The 16,639-nt window shown below is 39.2% G+C and carries 19 protein-coding genes; 12 read left to right on the top strand and 7 right to left on the bottom strand.

The window, feature by feature from the left end; translation table 11 throughout:
* Positions 1–421 (top strand): SAM-dependent methyltransferase (locus Q0X72_RS11420; RefSeq protein ID WP_297765427.1); only part of this gene is annotated, 421 nt, incomplete at its 5' end.
* 46 nt (positions 422–467) lie between these two features.
* Here Q0X72_RS11420 and Q0X72_RS11415 read toward each other — a convergent pair.
* The 4 genes from Q0X72_RS11415 to dapF form a co-directional block, all read right to left on the bottom strand.
* On the bottom strand, positions 468–1,100 hold the full coding sequence (locus Q0X72_RS11415; protein WP_297765424.1) for a hypothetical protein: 633 nt from the start codon (positions 1,098–1,100) through the stop codon (positions 468–470).
* Between the two features lie 150 nt (positions 1,101–1,250).
* Positions 1,251–2,294 carry an endolytic transglycosylase MltG gene (gene mltG, locus Q0X72_RS11410; RefSeq protein ID WP_297765421.1) on the bottom strand — a complete coding sequence of 348 codons (1,044 nt, stop codon included), beginning with the start codon at positions 2,292–2,294 and terminating at the stop codon, positions 1,251–1,253.
* Entirely contained in the window at positions 2,285–2,818 is a 534-nt protein-coding gene (locus tag Q0X72_RS11405; RefSeq protein WP_297765418.1) for a GNAT family N-acetyltransferase, read from the bottom strand. Before Q0X72_RS11405 ends, mltG begins: the two co-directional genes overlap by 10 nt.
* The gene (gene dapF, locus Q0X72_RS11400; RefSeq protein ID WP_297765415.1) at positions 2,812–3,588 is read right to left on the bottom strand and encodes a diaminopimelate epimerase; all 777 of its coding nucleotides are present in this window, start codon (positions 3,586–3,588) and stop codon (positions 2,812–2,814) included. The genes Q0X72_RS11405 and dapF overlap by 7 nt, the downstream gene beginning before the upstream one ends.
* A gap of 124 nt (positions 3,589–3,712) precedes the next feature.
* On the opposite strand from dapF, the gene Q0X72_RS11395 reads away from it, so the two are divergent.
* The 6 genes from Q0X72_RS11395 to rplS all read left to right on the top strand — a co-directional run bounded on the left by Q0X72_RS11395 (position 3,713) and on the right by rplS (position 9,113).
* The gene (locus Q0X72_RS11395) at positions 3,713–5,107 is read left to right on the top strand and encodes a trypsin-like peptidase domain-containing protein (protein ID WP_297765412.1); all 1,395 of its coding nucleotides are present in this window, start codon (positions 3,713–3,715) and stop codon (positions 5,105–5,107) included.
* Positions 5,108–5,223: 116 nt separating this feature from the next.
* Positions 5,224–6,675, top strand: coding sequence for a glyceraldehyde-3-phosphate dehydrogenase (locus tag Q0X72_RS11390; protein WP_297765409.1), 1,452 nt, complete (start codon positions 5,224–5,226; stop codon positions 6,673–6,675).
* Between the two features lie 141 nt (positions 6,676–6,816).
* The gene (locus Q0X72_RS11385) at positions 6,817–7,431 is read left to right on the top strand and encodes a tRNA (guanine-N1)-methyltransferase (protein WP_297765406.1); all 615 of its coding nucleotides are present in this window, start codon (positions 6,817–6,819) and stop codon (positions 7,429–7,431) included.
* Positions 7,432–7,466: 35 nt separating this feature from the next.
* Entirely contained in the window at positions 7,467–7,913 is a 447-nt protein-coding gene (locus tag Q0X72_RS11380; protein WP_297765404.1) for a GNAT family N-acetyltransferase, read from the top strand.
* 33 nt (positions 7,914–7,946) lie between these two features.
* Positions 7,947–8,621 carry a tRNA (guanosine(37)-N1)-methyltransferase TrmD gene (trmD, locus tag Q0X72_RS11375; RefSeq protein WP_297765401.1) on the top strand — a complete coding sequence of 225 codons (675 nt, stop codon included), beginning with the start codon at positions 7,947–7,949 and terminating at the stop codon, positions 8,619–8,621.
* A 141-nt stretch (positions 8,622–8,762) separates the two neighbouring features.
* The gene (rplS, locus tag Q0X72_RS11370) at positions 8,763–9,113 is read left to right on the top strand and encodes a 50S ribosomal protein L19 (protein ID WP_297765397.1); all 351 of its coding nucleotides are present in this window, start codon (positions 8,763–8,765) and stop codon (positions 9,111–9,113) included.
* Between the two features lie 88 nt (positions 9,114–9,201).
* Here the strand turns inward: rplS and rocD are convergent, their stop codons facing one another.
* A complete protein-coding gene (gene rocD, locus Q0X72_RS11365) occupies positions 9,202–10,488 on the bottom strand; it encodes an ornithine--oxo-acid transaminase (RefSeq protein WP_297765394.1) in 1,287 nt (428 codons plus the stop codon).
* A gap of 208 nt (positions 10,489–10,696) precedes the next feature.
* Between rocD and rlmD the strand changes: the two genes are divergently transcribed.
* Genes rlmD through Q0X72_RS11350 form a run of 3 tightly spaced genes read left to right on the top strand, consistent with a single transcriptional unit; the run spans position 10,697 to position 13,422 of the window.
* Complete coding sequence (gene rlmD / locus Q0X72_RS11360; RefSeq protein WP_297765392.1) at positions 10,697–12,112, top strand: 23S rRNA (uracil(1939)-C(5))-methyltransferase RlmD; 1,416 nt, start codon at positions 10,697–10,699, stop codon at positions 12,110–12,112.
* Position 12,113: 1 nt separating this feature from the next.
* Positions 12,114–12,659, top strand: a complete 546-nt coding sequence (locus tag Q0X72_RS11355; RefSeq protein ID WP_297765389.1) for a DUF6452 family protein — start codon at positions 12,114–12,116, stop codon at positions 12,657–12,659.
* Complete coding sequence (locus Q0X72_RS11350; protein WP_297765386.1) at positions 12,640–13,422, top strand: DUF6048 family protein; 783 nt, start codon at positions 12,640–12,642, stop codon at positions 13,420–13,422. Before Q0X72_RS11355 ends, Q0X72_RS11350 begins: the two co-directional genes overlap by 20 nt.
* Positions 13,423–13,476: 54 nt before the next feature.
* On the opposite strand, the gene Q0X72_RS11345 is transcribed toward Q0X72_RS11350, so the two are convergent.
* Entirely contained in the window at positions 13,477–14,646 is a 1,170-nt protein-coding gene (locus Q0X72_RS11345) for a THUMP domain-containing protein (RefSeq protein WP_297765384.1), read from the bottom strand.
* 80 nt (positions 14,647–14,726) lie between these two features.
* Between Q0X72_RS11345 and Q0X72_RS11340 the strand changes: the two genes are divergently transcribed.
* Positions 14,727–15,398 carry a ZIP family metal transporter gene (locus Q0X72_RS11340; RefSeq protein WP_297765381.1) on the top strand — a complete coding sequence of 224 codons (672 nt, stop codon included), beginning with the start codon at positions 14,727–14,729 and terminating at the stop codon, positions 15,396–15,398.
* Complete coding sequence (locus tag Q0X72_RS11335) at positions 15,399–15,827, top strand: DUF4268 domain-containing protein (protein WP_297765378.1); 429 nt, start codon at positions 15,399–15,401, stop codon at positions 15,825–15,827.
* On the opposite strand, the gene Q0X72_RS11330 is transcribed toward Q0X72_RS11335, so the two are convergent.
* Positions 15,824–16,456: a hemolysin III family protein gene (locus tag Q0X72_RS11330; protein ID WP_297765375.1), complete on the bottom strand. Its 633-nt coding sequence runs from the start codon at positions 16,454–16,456 to the stop codon at positions 15,824–15,826. The genes Q0X72_RS11335 and Q0X72_RS11330 overlap by 4 nt on opposite strands.
* Between the last annotated feature and the right edge of the window lie 183 nt (positions 16,457–16,639).

The following is a 16,639-nucleotide window of genomic DNA, read 5'->3' as shown; positions in this document are numbered from 1 at the left end:
TGGGGTAGCGGATCCCGGAGCCGATGTGGTAAGACTTGCACACGAAAAAGGAATTCAAGTAGTGCCATTGGTAGGACCTTCCTCAATTCTATTGGCTTTGATGGCGAGTGGCCTCAACGGCCAGAATTTTGCCTTTAACGGATACCTGCCTATAGAAGCTGGTGAACGAAAAAGAAGTTTAAAAATGCTGGAACGACTTTCTAAGGAAAAGAATCAAACCCAACTTTTTATAGAGACACCTTACCGGAATGATAAATTATTTCAGGATGTTACAAAACATCTTGCCCCAAGCACCCTTCTCTGTTTGGCGGTAGATATTACACTCCCAACAGAATTTATCAGAACAAAGACCGTGAGCGATTGGCGCAATGAAAGCCCTGATCTTCATAAAAGACCTGCCATCTTTCTGATCCTGGCATAAAAAAACCCCGAATATATCGGGGTTATATTATAGGTCTTCGTAAAGATTAAACTTTAGGATTCCTCCTGGCAATTATAGTGGAGACATCATAGCCTGAAAATAACTTCAGGTAGTGCGAGATACTCGTTCCATAAGCATCCGCTACGTCTAATTGCCCATATGAGTGTAAATATTTTCTAATATTTCCCGGTCCCGCAAGGTGTGCTGCTGCCAATATACCGGATTCGGAGATCTCAATACCACGTATTCGTTTACCAACAAACCTGCGAATGTCTTTTCTTAAGATCCATTTATTTCTAGCTAAATTGGTTCTAAAAACCTTTTCTTGTAATGTTGGATCGTTGAGGAATTTGGTGGCATTATAAACACCCATTAATTGAAGGGTACCTATACCGAACTGGTATTTTCCCAGATAGCCCAGCGTATTGATGGTAAAATAGTCGCCCTGAGATTCTTTAAAGGCAAGTGCCTCCTTAAAACCCACAAAGGAACTACCCACAAAGGGCGGTATCACCATGGAGGCAGGCATAATGATTCTGTCTTTGGGAAACAAAACCGGCGTAGGCTCTTTAACTCGCAATAATTCTGGAACTTGTACTAGCTTCTTGGGTGATGTTCCAAAACTTGCTAAAATTAAAATCATGATAAGAGGACAGATTACACTTATCCACTTTCTCATAGTTGTGTTTTCTTAAGACTTACTAACCGAATATGGTTTTGCTTAAATTTCACCCTACAAAGATATGGCAGCTTTTTTCGTACAGCCTTATGATTTGATAAGAATTATGACATTTTTAGGATTAACGGATCTTTTTAATCGATTAAGTGCCTATCTGTTAATATTTTGGCTGTTTATCCATCGGATGTATTGTTCTTTATTCCGGTTGTGTTGTTGGAGGTTTTTCGCAAACTTGTGATAGCCAAAATTTTCCACATTGGCTACAAAATAATAATAATCATGATCCTCCGCATTTAAAACCGCATCTATTGCAGAAATATCGGGCATGGTGATAGGTCCGGGAGGTAAACCGGCATATTTGTAGGTATTATATGGCGAATCGATTGTTAGGTCCTTGTATAGAACCCTTCGTATGATGGTGTCAAAATTGTTCAGTTTTTGCTTTAGGGCATAAATTACAGTAGGATCTGCTTGTAAAGGCATTCCTTTTTGCAAACGGTTAAGATATACCCCCGCTACCCTTGGCCGCTCGTCTATTTTTGCACTTTCTTTATGTACAATAGCTGCCAGCGATACAACCTGGTTAGGACTTAATCCTTTTGACCGTGCTTTCATCAGCCTTTCTTCATTCCAGAATCGTTTGTATTCTTTTGCCATTCGTTCCCTGAAATCAATTGCAGAAGAGTTCCAAAAGAATTCATAGCTATTTGGAATATAGATCCCCAGGCTTGTTTCAAGGCTTGTATCCTGTTCTTTTAAAAAAGTTTTGTCCTGAAAAGCGTTAATTAATGAAATACTATCCGCCTCAATTTGTTGTGCGACCCTCCCAGCCAGGGCTTCAAGTGATTCCTGATTATTAAAGGATACCTTAACCGGCATGTTTGAGCTGCGTAGCGTATTGACTATCTCATTATTGTTCATCCCTTTACGGAGAGCGTATTTACCTCCTTTTACGCGCTCACTGTATTGTTTCCGTTGTGCTACCGCCCGAAACGACTCATAATCCTGAAGTAATGGGGTTAGCAATTCCTCCAGATCTGCCATGTTGGCGTTTGAGGGGATATACACATAGGCCTCTTTATTTTGAAAAGCCGTATTTGATGAAAAAAATGCCGAATATACATAGTATACAAAGATCCCTCCTATGAGTAATCCTATTAGCAGGACAGTGAGAATAATTTTTCTTAGATACATGATGGGTTAAACTTTTGGAATAGGTATTCATTTTTAAATTGACCATCAGATCGCATCCATTCTTTCTTAATTCCCGTCTGTGAGAATCCTTTTTTCTTAAATAGATGAATGCTGGCCATGTTATCTTCCAGAACATTTGCATATACCTGCCTAACCTGGAGTGAAGTAAAGGCAAATGAGGTGACAAGATCTATTGCTTCAGCACCAACACCCTGATTTCTGTTCTTTTGTTTTAATATCACAATACCAAGACCAATTCGTTGATTTTTGGGATCAAAGTCGAACAGATCTATAAGTCCCATTAAGGTCCCTTTCTTATCACATATTGCCAATCTAAGCTGCTTTACTTCATAAATATCTCTATGAGCATTTTCCAAATATCGCTTTAAAATATGTTTGGAATAAGGAGTTTGAGTTCCACTTATTTCCCACAGTCCTGTGTCATTTTCCAGGGCATATAGAAATTCGAGGTCTTCCGGTTCCAGGGCACGAAGTACTACATTCTTTCCTATGAGATCTACCATTCTACCGTACCTTTATAAACAAATGTTGCGGGTCCTTCTAAAAAGACATCCTTATATCCCTTCTGACCCGCAGTAAAACGAACGCTAAGATTTCCTCCCTTTGTCCTTATAGTAATCTCTGTGCTTTCTGTCTTTTCGGCATAATGCATAGCCAAAGCCACAGCTGTTACCCCTGTACCGCAAGAATAAGTCTCGTCCTCTACCCCGCGCTCATAGGTCCTTACCATGAATGTATCCGGGGAGAGTTGCTCCACAAAATTGATATTACTCCCTTTTTCACCATATACTCCAAAGCGTAGTCGTCTTCCTTCTTTCACAACCTCAAAATTATTCAGGTCATTTACCAGTTGTACATGGTGCGGAGAACCTGTATTGAGAAAAAAGGCCTTCTTTTTTTTATTGATCTTGGATACATCAGACATCTTTAATGACACCTGTTCTCCCGCAATGGTGGCTTCATGTAATCCGTCACTTGCCATAAAGTGTACTTTTCCCTCAACAAGTCCGAGTGAATTCGCAAAGGCTACCAAGCATCGTCCTCCGTTTCCGCACATGGATCCCAGATTTCCATCAGAATTAAAATAGACCATGTTAAAATCGGACGAACTATCATCTTCAAGCAAGAGTAACCCATCTGCACCAATACCAAAACGACGATCGCATAAACGAGCTACCAAATTGGTGTCATCTTTGGGGAATTGAAGGTCTCTGTTATCCAGGATGATAAAATCATTTCCTGTTCCCTGGTATTTGTGAAAATGTAGTTCCATAGCAAAAACAAGGTACAAAGATAGGACATTATTTAAGGTAAATTTAGCAGTTAAAAAGGAGTTAAAGGAAAATGAGTTCCAGTCTAAATTTTTAATTTTAAAGAAATTTTAAACTGTTTATCAAATGAAAAGAATTGCAAGTTTACTGATGGTAGCCATTTTTGGAGGTGCTATCACTTTAGGAGGCTATATGCTATTTATAGAGAATTCTAAACCTGTGTTTACTTATACAGGTAATGATGTCCCAATTTTCCAAACAAGCAACACGTCTAATACAATATCAGGATATGGCGTTGATGAAGCCGACTTCACATTGGCTGCTGAAAAAACAGTAAATGCTGTGGTGCACGTGAAAAATATGACCTTGAGTTCAAAACCATCAAGTATCCTTGACTTTTTTTATGGATCTGGGGGCAGACAAGTCCCACAAATTGGAACGGGTTCTGGTGTTATAATTTCGCCAGATGGCTATATAGTTACCAATAATCATGTTATTGCAAAGGCTAGTGAGCTAAAGGTTACATTAAATAATAACAAGACGTACGATGCAGAACTAATTGGATCAGACCCTAATACAGATATTGCCTTGATAAAGATAGATGCGGACAGGTCATTGCCATATCTGGCATTTGGGGATTCGGACAATACCAGGATAGGGGAATGGGTGTTGGCGGTTGGGAATCCTTTTAATCTTACTTCTACCGTTACGGCAGGTATTGTTAGTGCCAAGGCAAGAGCACTTGGAGGTGTGGACCAATCTTTTATACAAACAGATGCAGCAGTCAACCCTGGAAACAGCGGTGGGGCGCTTGTCAATACAAGCGGGGATCTCATTGGGATCAATACGGCCATTACATCCCAAACAGGATCTTATGTTGGCTATTCTTTTGCCGTACCCAGCAACATTGCAAAAAAGGTCGTGGAAGACATTTTGGAATTTGGGAATGTTCAGAAAGGATTACTAGGAATTACTGCTCCGGGTCTTAGAACACCTTACGCCATAGAGAATGGTATTAACGAAATTGAAGGGGTCTATGTGGATGGGATCGAAGAAGGGTCTGGTGCAGATGATGCTCAATTAATGAGAGGAGATATCATTAAACAAGTAGATGAAATAAGAGTACGAAAATTTGCAGATCTCACAGGATATCTTTCTACCAAACGGCCGGGTGACATTGTTCAGGTAACCATAGAGAGAGATGGAGATGCTTTAGAAGTGCCGATTACCCTAAAAAAATTACAAAGCTTGGAATTACCAGGTATGGGCTTGGAAGTAAAAAATCTCTCTGAAAAAGATAAAAAACTTTACAAATCCGAAAAGGGCGTTAAGGTTACGGGAGTGCCAGAAACTTATCGGGAATACGACTTGGAAGGAAAAGTTATACTAGAAGTGAATGGCGAAACAATTGATGATATTCAAGAAGCCAGGTTCCTTTTCGGAAGAATAACTAGAAATAGCAAGACCTTATTTACCATCATAAATAAAGATGGTGAACGGATTAGATATATTTTTCAATAGCAAATTGTTGTTTGAAATCAAAGCGCACCAAAAATGGTGCGCTTTTTTAATACGAAATGATTGTGCGAAAACGTTTGAAATATATAATTTTGCGGCAATTTCAAACAACAACCTACATGAACAAGATCTCATCCTACGAAAAAGAACTGGCCTTCCAGGCAGACAGAAGAAAAGCAACCACAGAATTCATAAAGATCATTAGCGATCTCTGGTATGACAGGGCTATTGAAGTGGTACTATTTAAAAATCAGATCATTGATAAACCTGTAAGTGAGATCATCAATTTACATGAATATGCCGGGGAATTTGTTCAAAAACCAATTTCGATTTTTGATTCTGTAGAGATCTTAATAGCTATAAACGATCTAAAACTTCCGCCATCAAAGTTAGACATAGGTAAACTGACCTACGAGTACCATTCTGAGGATGAGACTAACTATAGAAATGTAAAAGCCTTTGTAGTAGATAAGCTAAAAGATGCAAATAAGAGCAAAGAGATAGAACCCAAAGACGTAATCTTATATGGTTTTGGTAGAATAGGCAGACTGCTCGCCAGGGAATTGATGGCCAAAACAGGCAAAGGCAACCAAATGAGATTAAGGGCTATTGTAACCAGAGGATCGCTCACGTCAGAGATCCTTGAAAAAAGGGCTATGCTTTTGCGAACAGATTCTGTTCACGGTCAGTTTAGCGGAACTGTTGAGTCTGATTTTAAAAATAAAGCCTTACTAATCAATGGCACAACGGTACATATGATAACAGCTAATGCACCTGAAGACGTAGATTATACAAAGTTTGGCATTCAAAATGCCCTGGTAATAGACAATACAGGAGCTTATAGAGATACTAAATCACTTTCACGGCATTTGAATGCCAAAGGGGTAATCAAAGTACTCCTCACAGCTCCGGGAAAAGATATCCCTAATATTGTACATGGGGTTAATCAGAACGAATTTAATCCGGACACCACTAAAATTTATTCTGCGGCTTCATGCACAACCAACGCAATTACGCCAATTTTAAAGGTGGTTGAGGATTCACTAGGTATAATAAAAGGACATATAGAAACCATACATGCATATACAAATGATCAAAATCTTGTAGATAATATGCATGGGAAGTACCGTCGGGGCAGAGCTGCAGCACTAAATATGGTCATAACTGAGACCGGTGCCGGCAAGGCAGTTGCAAAGGCATTGCCTGCGTTGGAAGGTAAACTTACTTCTAATGCCATAAGAGTTCCTGTACCTAATGGTTCTTTGGCAATATTGAACCTGGAAGTTAAAAATACTACCTCCAAAGATGGTATAAATACTATTGTCAAGAAATACGCTCTTGAAGGAGATCTTGTTGAGCAAATCAAATATTCTTTGAGCAATGAACTGGTATCCACAGATATTATTGGTACATCTGCCCCTGCCATATATGACAGTATGGCTACCATTGTGTCTCCCGATGGTAAAAATATAGTTCTATATGTTTGGTATGACAATGAATATGGGTATGCCCACCAGGTGATCCGCTTAGCCAAATATATTGCCAAAGTGAGGCGTTTTACTTATTATTAATCGCTTCCTTGTGATCCAATAGAAGTTTAAGTACGTACATTAGAATAAGAGGCCATGTATGTGGATTTTTTTTTCGTAATTGCTAATATTGAAGTACTTTAGCTTTTCCTAAATCATTATTAATACTAAGAACAATCTAGAATGGGGTATTTTAGAAATCTATTTATTGCACTAGCTATTTTTTGCAGTGCACTTTCCTTTGCTCAAACCGATGCTACCGCTGAAGAACCTTCCTTAGATGGGGGGTCTATTAGCTCACAATTTGATTATATCTACCAGAAATCTGGGAATTACCGGGCAGATGGAAAGCGTTATGAAGTAGTTCGGACGCTTAGCCTGGATAAGTTGCGACAAAATGTAATCGATACCATTAATGTAGCAAATAAGAAAGCAGCACAATTACAGGGTGTCATCAAAACTCAGGAAAGCAGCATTGCTTCCCTAAACCAAAAATTATCAGAAACAACCAAGAATCTGTCTTCGGTAACGGATGAAAAAGATAGCATGTCACTTCTTGGAGCTCAGGTATCTAAGACAACCTATAATATTATTTTATGGACCGTTATATTTGGGCTGTTACTATTATTGTTTATTTTCAAATTTAGACAGAGCAACGTTCTTACGCAGGAGGCGAAGGGCAATCTGGCCGATCTTGAATCCGAATATGAAGATCACAGAAGAAGGGCCCTGGAGCGAGAACAACGTATTAGCAGGCAGCTGCAAGACGAGATAAATAAATATCGTAAATCAAAATAGTAAAAAGCTCCGCAAGGGGCTTTTTTATTGGAATTATGGCTGTTACAATCATTCGGGCACGAGCTGAACATATTCCTGCATTGGCACCCTTACTGGATGCCTACAGGGTATTCTATAAACAAGATTCTGATATTAAGGCAGCTACCCAATTTTTGAAAGATCGATTCCAAAAAAACGAATCTGTTTTGTTTCTAAGTCTAAATGATGAGGAACCAACCGGATTTGTACAATTGTTTCCCAGTTTTTCTACTGTTTCCTTACGCCCTATTTTTATTTTAAATGATCTCTACGTAGTGAAAACTCATAGAAAAATGGGGATAGGAGAAGCCCTGTTGCGCACTTCTCAGGAATACTGCCAAATAAAAGGCTTTAAAGGATTGGCTCTGGAAACCGCCATCGATAATCGGGCAAAAGCATTATACGAGCGAATGGGATGGGAAAAAGATGTTCATTGTTTTCATTACTTTTGGACAGCAATCTAAGAGATATTCCAACTACTAATATTTGATTTTGATATGCGTATTGATATTATCACTGTTGTTCCCGATATTTTAAAAAGCCCGTTTGAGGCCTCCATTCTAAAAAGGGCTATTGAAAAGGAGCTTGTAGAAGTTCATATTCATAATTTGAGGGACTTTTCCCTGGGAAATTACAATCAGGTAGATGATTATCAATTTGGTGGTGGTGCGGGTATGGTGCTAATGATCGAACCCATAGATAAATGCATTCAGAAACTAAGGTTGGAAAGAGAGTATGATGAGATCATTTACCTAAGTCCCGATGGGAAGACCCTTAATCAAAAAATGGCTAATTCCTTGTCGTTATTAAAGAATATCATTTTGCTTTGCGGGCATTATAAAGGAGTGGATCAGCGTGTACGAGATACCCTTATCACTAGGGAAATCTCCATAGGGGATTATGTTCTATCTGGAGGAGAGCTTGGTGCTGCTGTCCTCTGCGATGCTATCATAAGACTTCTTCCGGGTGTCCTAAATGATGAAACCTCGGCCTTAACAGATACATTTCAGGATAATTTACTGGCGCCCCCGGTATATACAAGACCCAGAGAGTATAAAGGACTAGCAGTACCGGAAGTTCTCTTGGGTGGGAATTTTAAGGCCATAGAAGACTGGCGAGAAGAACAAGCCTTTACCAGAACACAAAAACTCCGTCCCGATCTTCTTGAATAAATCATTGCTCTTTGAATAGTAAAAAAATGGAGCAAAATCCTTGTAAGTATTAATTTATCAACTATTTTTGCAGTCGGTAAAATCAACCTCTGACGAAATTCGTGAACGTTGACTTTATAAAACTATAAATCGATTATTTAGATGGAATCCTTAATAAAATTTGTTCAAGACGAATTTGTTCCAAAGAAAGACTTTCCAGAATTCTCTGCAGGAGATACAATTACAGTATACTATGAGATCAAGGAGGGTGAAAAGACACGTACTCAGTTTTTTAGAGGCGTAGTTATTCAACGAAGAGGTACAGGTGCTTTAGAGACCTTTACAATTCGCAAAATGTCTGGTACCATTGGGGTGGAGAGAATCTTCCCGATCAACATGCCTGCTCTTCAAAAAGTTGAGATCAACAAAAAAGGAAAAGTTAGAAGAGCAAGAATCTTCTACTTTAGAGGTCTTACCGGGAAAAAAGCCCGTATCAAGGAGATCAGATCCTAAGTTACAACCATATAATTTAAAGAACCCTAACGTAACCGTTAGGGTTTTTTTATGGCCTCATTGTAAAGGCAAATCAAATATTCTAAGATCAGGTGTTTTGCTCTTCAAAAGCCACGATGGTCTTTTTGATGATTAAAACACAATCTAGCAGTTGATCTTCAGTCATTATCAATGGAGGGGCAAATCTGATTATATTACCATGAGTTGGTTTAGCTAACAAACCATTTTCCTTGAGGGCCATACAAATGTCCCATGCCGTTGAGCTGTCTTCAGAATCATTGATCACAATGGCATTCAACAATCCTTTTCCTCGCACTAATTGAACAAGAGGTGATTCTTTAGCCAGTTTCGCCATTTCCTTGCGAAAGAGCTTACCAAGATAATCCGCATTTTCAGCCAGGGATTCATCCCTAACTACTTCCAGGGCGGCCATTGCAACCGCACAAGCTAATGGGTTTCCACCAAAGGTAGATCCATGGTTTCCAGGACGAATTACTTCCATAATATCGTTATTCGCTAAAACGGCAGATACAGGAAAGACACCTCCTGAGATAGCTTTGCCTAAAATCAATACATCTGGTTTTACATCTGGTGTTCCACTACAATTCTTATCTGCACACGTACAGTTTCCACAACTTGCCAAAAGTCTGCCAGTACGAGCAATACCGGTTTGAACCTCGTCTGCGACAAAAAGGACGTTCTTCGACTTACATAAAGCAAATGCCTCTTCCAGATATTTTTCATCAGGAACATAAACCCCTGCCTCCCCTTGTATGGGCTCTACCAGAAAAGCGGCAACATTAGGGTCTTCCAGAACTTCCCGCAGGGCATCCAGATCATTGTATCTAATAGAAGTGATTCCCGGAGTGAAGGGACCGAAATTCTCTGTCGCAACCGGATCATTAGATGCAGAAATTATTGAAATAGTTCTTCCATGAAAATTATTTTGGCATACTACAATACGGGCTTTGTTAGTAGGGATCCCTTTTTTCTCATAGCCCCATTTTCGTGCCAATTTCATAGCAGTTTCAACAGCTTCAGCTCCTGTATTCATTGGTAATACCTTATCATAACCAAAATAGGAGGTTAGATACTGCTCGTAGACACCTAGCATGTCATTGTAAAAAGCGCGAGAAGTTAGTGTAAGTTTTTCGGCCTGTGCCTTTAATGCGTCAATGATCTTTGGATGACAATGTCCCTGATTGACGGCTGAATAGGCCGACAAAAAATCATAATACTTCTTCCCCTCTACATCCCAAACAAATACGCCTTCGCCTCTACTCAGTACTACTGGTAATGGATGATAGTTTTGGGCACCAAATTGTTCCTCTAGAGCAATTGCCTCTTTAGAACTTCTTTTTTCTAAGACAGACATTTTAAAATCAATTTAAGTAAAACTATATCAATTCCTTCTTCGGGAGAGAAATCATCCAATGCAGTGTTACAAAATTACAAATAATTAAGAGTTCAAAAAAAATTATAACAGCCTAAAAAAAAGCACCTTATGCCCTTCTTTTAAGAGGAAAACTTAAAATTGATTACTATCACCCTCCCCTATCTGTAAAAAGATTTTACCTTTGCCCATGCGCAAAAAAAATACAAGGCAGATCTTCGAAAATGTAGCGGTGGTAGATGCCGGTACAAAAGGAAAAGCAATCGCCAAAGCCCCTGACGGAAGGGTCATATTCTTGCAAAACGCCGTCCCCGGAGATGTAGTTACTGTTCAAACTACAAAAAAAAGAAAAGCTTATTTTGAAGGCATTGTCACCCAAATTCATGAATATTCTGACAAGAGAACGTCGCCCCATTGTCAACACTTTGGACTTTGCGGTGGGTGCAAATGGCAAAATATGTCCTATGATCATCAATTATATTACAAACAACGTGAGGTTGAAAACAATCTAAAGCGCATTGGGCATCTAGACATTCCTGAATTATTACCAATAAAAGGTGCTAAAGAGCAATATTTTTACAGAAATAAGATGGAGTTCTCTTTTTCTGATACCCGATGGCTTTATCCGGAGGAATTAAAGCAAGAAGAACCAATTAAGGATAAGAATGCGCTGGGGTTGCATATACCTGGGATGTGGGATAAGGTTTTGGACCTTAAAGAATGTCATTTACAGGCCGATCCTTCGAATGCTATTCGATTGGAAATAAAACGCTTTGCAACAGACCGGCGGATGCCATTCTTCAATCCAAGGAGTCAGCAAGGGCTACTCAGGACCCTTATGATACGTACAGCAACTACAGGAGAGTTGATGGTGTTGATCCAATTTGCAAAAGAAGACAAATCATCCATAGAATTGATCCTTGATCATATACAAAAAACATTTCCCGAGATCACTTCGCTGCTCTATGTGATCAACCAAAAACAGAATGACACCTTGTATGATCAGGATATTATTTGCTATCATGGCACGGATCATATATTGGAAGAAATGGAAGGATTGAAATTCAAGATAGATGCAAAATCCTTTTACCAAACGAATTCGGCCCAAGCTTATGAGCTTTATAAGGTGGTCCGAGATTTTGCCAATCTTAAGGGAGAAGAACTGGTTTTTGATCTGTATACCGGCACAGGGACCATTGCCCAGTTTATCGCAAAAAAAGCAAATAAAGTAATTGGTATAGAAGTAGTGCCAGAAGCAATAGAAGCGGCATTGACCAATGCAGAAGCTAACGGCATAACAAATACAGAATTTATTGTTGGGGATATGAAAAGCGTTCTGAATGATGCCATTACCACCAAATACGGCGTGCCCGATGTGCTGATCACAGACCCGCCAAGAGATGGAATGCATAAAGATGTAGTGGAACAGCTACTTAAAATGGCGCCTGATCGTATTGTATATGTTAGCTGTAACAGCGCTACTCAAGCACGCGATCTTAGTCTGTTAAAGGAGGCATACAAGATCCTAAAGGTACAGCCGGTAGATATGTTTCCTCAAACCCATCACGTAGAAAATGTCGTACTTTTGGAAAAACGAAATGCATAGAATGAGTTTTAAGTTCCGGAGACCACGTCTATCCATATCTGGATTTAGACCAAGCAGTATAGGTTTGATCTTATTTGTTGGTTTTCTTGCCATCACCTCTTGCGAAAAAGATGATATCTGTGTAGACGGAGATACTCCTTTGTTGATCTTCCGATTTTATGATGCTGCAGACAGCACTACTCTTAAATCCGTATCAGCGCTAAGAATAGTAGGTATTGGCAATGGTGAACCTGTGGACACATTTACGGATAGAAGCTCAACAGACTCTGTGGCCGTTCCTTTAAGGATCAATGAACTTAGTACTCAGTTTCAAATCATCCTGAATTCGGATGGGGATGAAAACGCAGAAACAGGCAACATAGATACCTTACAATTCAACTATGAAACCAATGAAGTTTTTATCTCAAGAGCCTGTGGTTTTGTAGCCAATTTTGAAATAGAAACAGATACTTTGACCATTGATACAGACAATTGGATACAAGGTATAGAAATTTCCAATCCTTCTGTAACATCACAAGACAGCACCCATGTTAAGATATTTCATTAGTATTTTACTATTTTCTGGGCTGTTCACTGTGACAGCTCAGTCAAAGCCTATTGATTTGAAACCAAAGGACACTATTAGCTACAATCAACCTTATGGTATCAGAGCGGGAATTGATCTCAGCAGGCCAGCATTATCTTTCTTTAATTCGGATTACACCGGACTTGAAATTGTAGCAGATTATCGTTTAACTCAGAGTCTTTATTTAGCGGGAGAATTGGGTAATGAGAAAAAGACCGGTCAGGAGGAGCTGGCCAATTTAGATATTGGTGATACAACACCCCTCTATAATTTTACTACCTCCGGAAGTTATATTAAGCTTGGAGTAGACTACAATACCTATGAAAACTGGTATGGCATGAACAATTCTATCTTTATTGGAGGTAGGTATGCGTTTAGCACCTTTAGCCAGACTATTAATGATTCCTTTATATATGATAGTAACCGATATTGGAATCCGGATCAATTTGCCAATGGTACGCTAAATAATGTTGAATATGGAGGTCTTTCTGCAAGTTGGCTAGAATTTCTCGTCGGAATTAAGGCAGAGCTCTTTGCCAATATATATCTTGGTGCAAGTGTCAGGATAGGGTTTTTGGTAAGCAATTCAGAAGATGATAACTTTCCTAATCTATGGATCCCCGGATTCAATAAAGTAACCGATGGCAGTAATTTTGGGGTAGGATATAATTACAGTATTACGTATTTGGTGCCCCTCTATAAAAAGGCCAAGAAAGTAAAACCAATTGCTACTTCTGTGGATTAGTACTAAAAAGTTAAAAGTGCAGATTCTTTTGTACAGTTCAACCTCTTTACGTAGTTATGCCTCGCTTTTTTGATTAAACTTAGCTTTCTTACTCCCTTCGTACATTACGTATTTAACTAACTTCGATTCTAAATGGCTGTTAAAGACCTTTATTTTCCTGGAAGGTCTTAAGCCTACAAATTTTAGCGCTTCCAAATTAGAGGTAATGAACCAGGCATCTGTCCCCGGGTATTGCCTTTTCAGCGTATTTCCGATGGCGGCATAAAATTCCTCCATTTCGATATTTAAACGTTCCCCATAAGGAGGATTAAATACCATATGCAGATGATTCTTGGTGAATTTCTCCGATTCAAAGAAGTTTTTCTGTTCTACCTGAATATATTCCGTGAGATTGGCATTTTCCACATTATCCTTAGCTTTTTGGACGGCCGATGGTGCTTTGTCATAGCCAACTATCTTATAATGAAATTCCCGGGTCTTGTTCAGGCTGCTATTAAGCACTTTTTGATACAGTTCTTCCTCAAAATCGGGCCACTTTTCGAATGCAAATCCCTTTCTATTAATGTTAGCCGGTATATTGCAGGCGATCATCGCAGCTTCGGTTAACATGGTGCCACTTCCGCACATAGGATCGAGAAAATCGCATTGGCCATCCCAACCACTATGTAATAAAAGTCCGGCGGCGAGCACCTCATTTATAGGAGCTATATTGGTTGCCGTTCTATATCCTCTATGGTGTAAGGAGGCTCCGGAACTATCGAGAGCCACGTTACACAGATCTTTCTGGATATGGATATTGATTCGCATATCTGGCGTTTTAATATCCACATCGGGTCTTTTGCCCTCTAGATCCCTAAATTTATCAACTATGGCATCCTTTGTCTTTTGTGAAACGTATAAGGCATGGGTGAAGTTCTCCGAATTTACGGTGGCATCAATAGCGAAGGTAGTGTCAACGGAAAGGTAAGGGCTCCAATCCATGGCGTAGATCTTTTTATACAGATCGTGTTCATCGCGTACATGAAAAGAAGTGATTGGTTTAATGATCTTGATGGCAGTGCGAAGGCAAAGATTGGCCTTGTACATAAAGCCGGTATCTCCCTCGAACGTAACATTACGAACCCCGGTCTGAACATTTATAGCCCCCAAATTGCGTAATTCCTTAGCCAACAGCTCTTCAAACCCATAAAGGGTCTTTGCCACCATCTTAAAATTATTCCCCATTTCTTTTCTAGTCTAGAGGCAAAAATACGTTAATTTTGGGCCTTATAAGAATTTGGTCACCATTTGGTAACCCCTTGTGCATGCGATATTTATTTCTAATTCTTGCGGTACTTTTAAGCTTCGGTTTTGTAGCCATCGTTAAACCCAAAAAAACACTTGGGCTGCAACTCTTGCTGGCCTTTAGTGGGGCATTTCTACTGGCTTTAACCATCTTTGACCTTCTTCCCGAAGCATATAATGCCTCAGACCCACGATCTATGGGGATCTTTATCATGATTGGGATCTTACTGCAGATCTTTCTGGAATTCTTTTCTAAAGGCGCAGAACACGGGCATGTGCATTGGGATGATCAGAAAAAAGTATTTCCCTGGCTATTATTCATTAGTCTTTGCATCCATTCTTTTATGGAAGGCCTCCCTTTAACAAGCACAAACCCTATCCTTTATGGTATCTTAATCCATAAGATCCCTATAGCTCTTATACTGAGTATGTTTTTATTAAATTCAAATTTGAAGACATCCTCTGCAGTGGTCTTTATCCTTATTTTTTCCTTGATGACCCCTTTTGGAAGTTTTTTGGCAAACCATATGGAATTTATTACAACCTACAAGGCGCCAATTACGGCAATTGTCATTGGGATTTTACTGCATATTTCCTCTGTGATCCTCTTTGAAAGTTCTCAGGGGCATACTTTTAATTTGAGAAAATTGATAGTGATATTTTTAGGGATTGTAATGGCCTATTTTATCTAGATGTTCAGCAAAAAAGAATCCAAGCAATTAAGGGAGCAATTCTGGATCTCCTTTGGAAAATCGTTTCCTAGAAAATGGATCTTGTATAATACTAAGATCAAAGGTTTATCTCTCAAATTTCATTTTGATCTGCAACAAGCCATGGTATCTATGGATCTTGAGGACCTTCCTGATGAGAAACGAGCAGAATTATGGGATAAATTATATGCGCTTAGGGCCATTATTTCTGGTGAATATTTGCCCGATGTATTATTTGATAAATCCTGTATCCTGGAGAACAATAAAGAAATAGCAAGGATGTATGTCCAAAAAGAGAATGTCTCCATTCACAATAAGAATACATGGGCAGAGACCATGATCTTCCTAAAAGAAAAGATGGTACTCATGGAGGCCTTTTTTATTGAATACAAGGATTTTTTAAACCTCTAGATAACATCTGTATAAATAAGGAGCCAATGGCTACAGGCGCCTCCCAAGACAAAAATGTGCCAGATAAGGTGGTTGTATGGGATCTTGCGTACTGCATAGAAGATGGTTCCCAGGGTATAAAATGCACCACCCAGGAAAAATAAGGTAATCCCGATAGTTGATAAATGATTCCACAGGAATATAAAATCGAATACTATGAGCCATCCCATGATCAGATATAACATGAGGGATAGGTATTCAAACTTTCCTGTATAAAAGATCTTGAACAGGCTACCGGCCAATGCTACTCCCCAGACTATAAAGAATAAAGGTATTCCCTTGGATCCATGTAAAGTGATCAGGGCTACTGGTGTATAGGTCCCTGCGATCAAAAAATAAATGCTGATATGATCGAGGATGCGAAGTCTTTGTTTCATTCTAGGATCATCTACGCTGTGATACAAAGTAGAAGCCGTAAAAAGAAGGATGATAGAAAAACTATATACCAGAATACTGATTGTAGCCCAGTTCATTGCAGGATCGTGCTTTTTATATAAGACCACTAGTCCTAAAACTCCTAAGACGATCCCAATTCCATGAGAAAGTGCATGAAGTCTTTCTTCTTTATGGTAGGGTGTTAATTTATTCATTGATGATAATGAGAGATAAGCGTATTATATTCTTTTTAGACGATGGTTTAAAGATAGTATAAAACAAAAAAAGCACTCATTATACAATGAGTGCTTTTAAAAAAGGCGGCGACCTACTCTTCCACCTGGTGTGGCAGTACCATCGGCGCTGACGGGCTTAACTTCCCTGTTCGGAATGGAGAG

It is taken from the genome of uncultured Muriicola sp. (assembly GCF_947258935.1).
Taxonomy (GTDB): domain Bacteria; phylum Bacteroidota; class Bacteroidia; order Flavobacteriales; family Flavobacteriaceae; genus Muriicola.
This window is presented reverse-complemented; position numbering and strand designations above follow the sequence as displayed.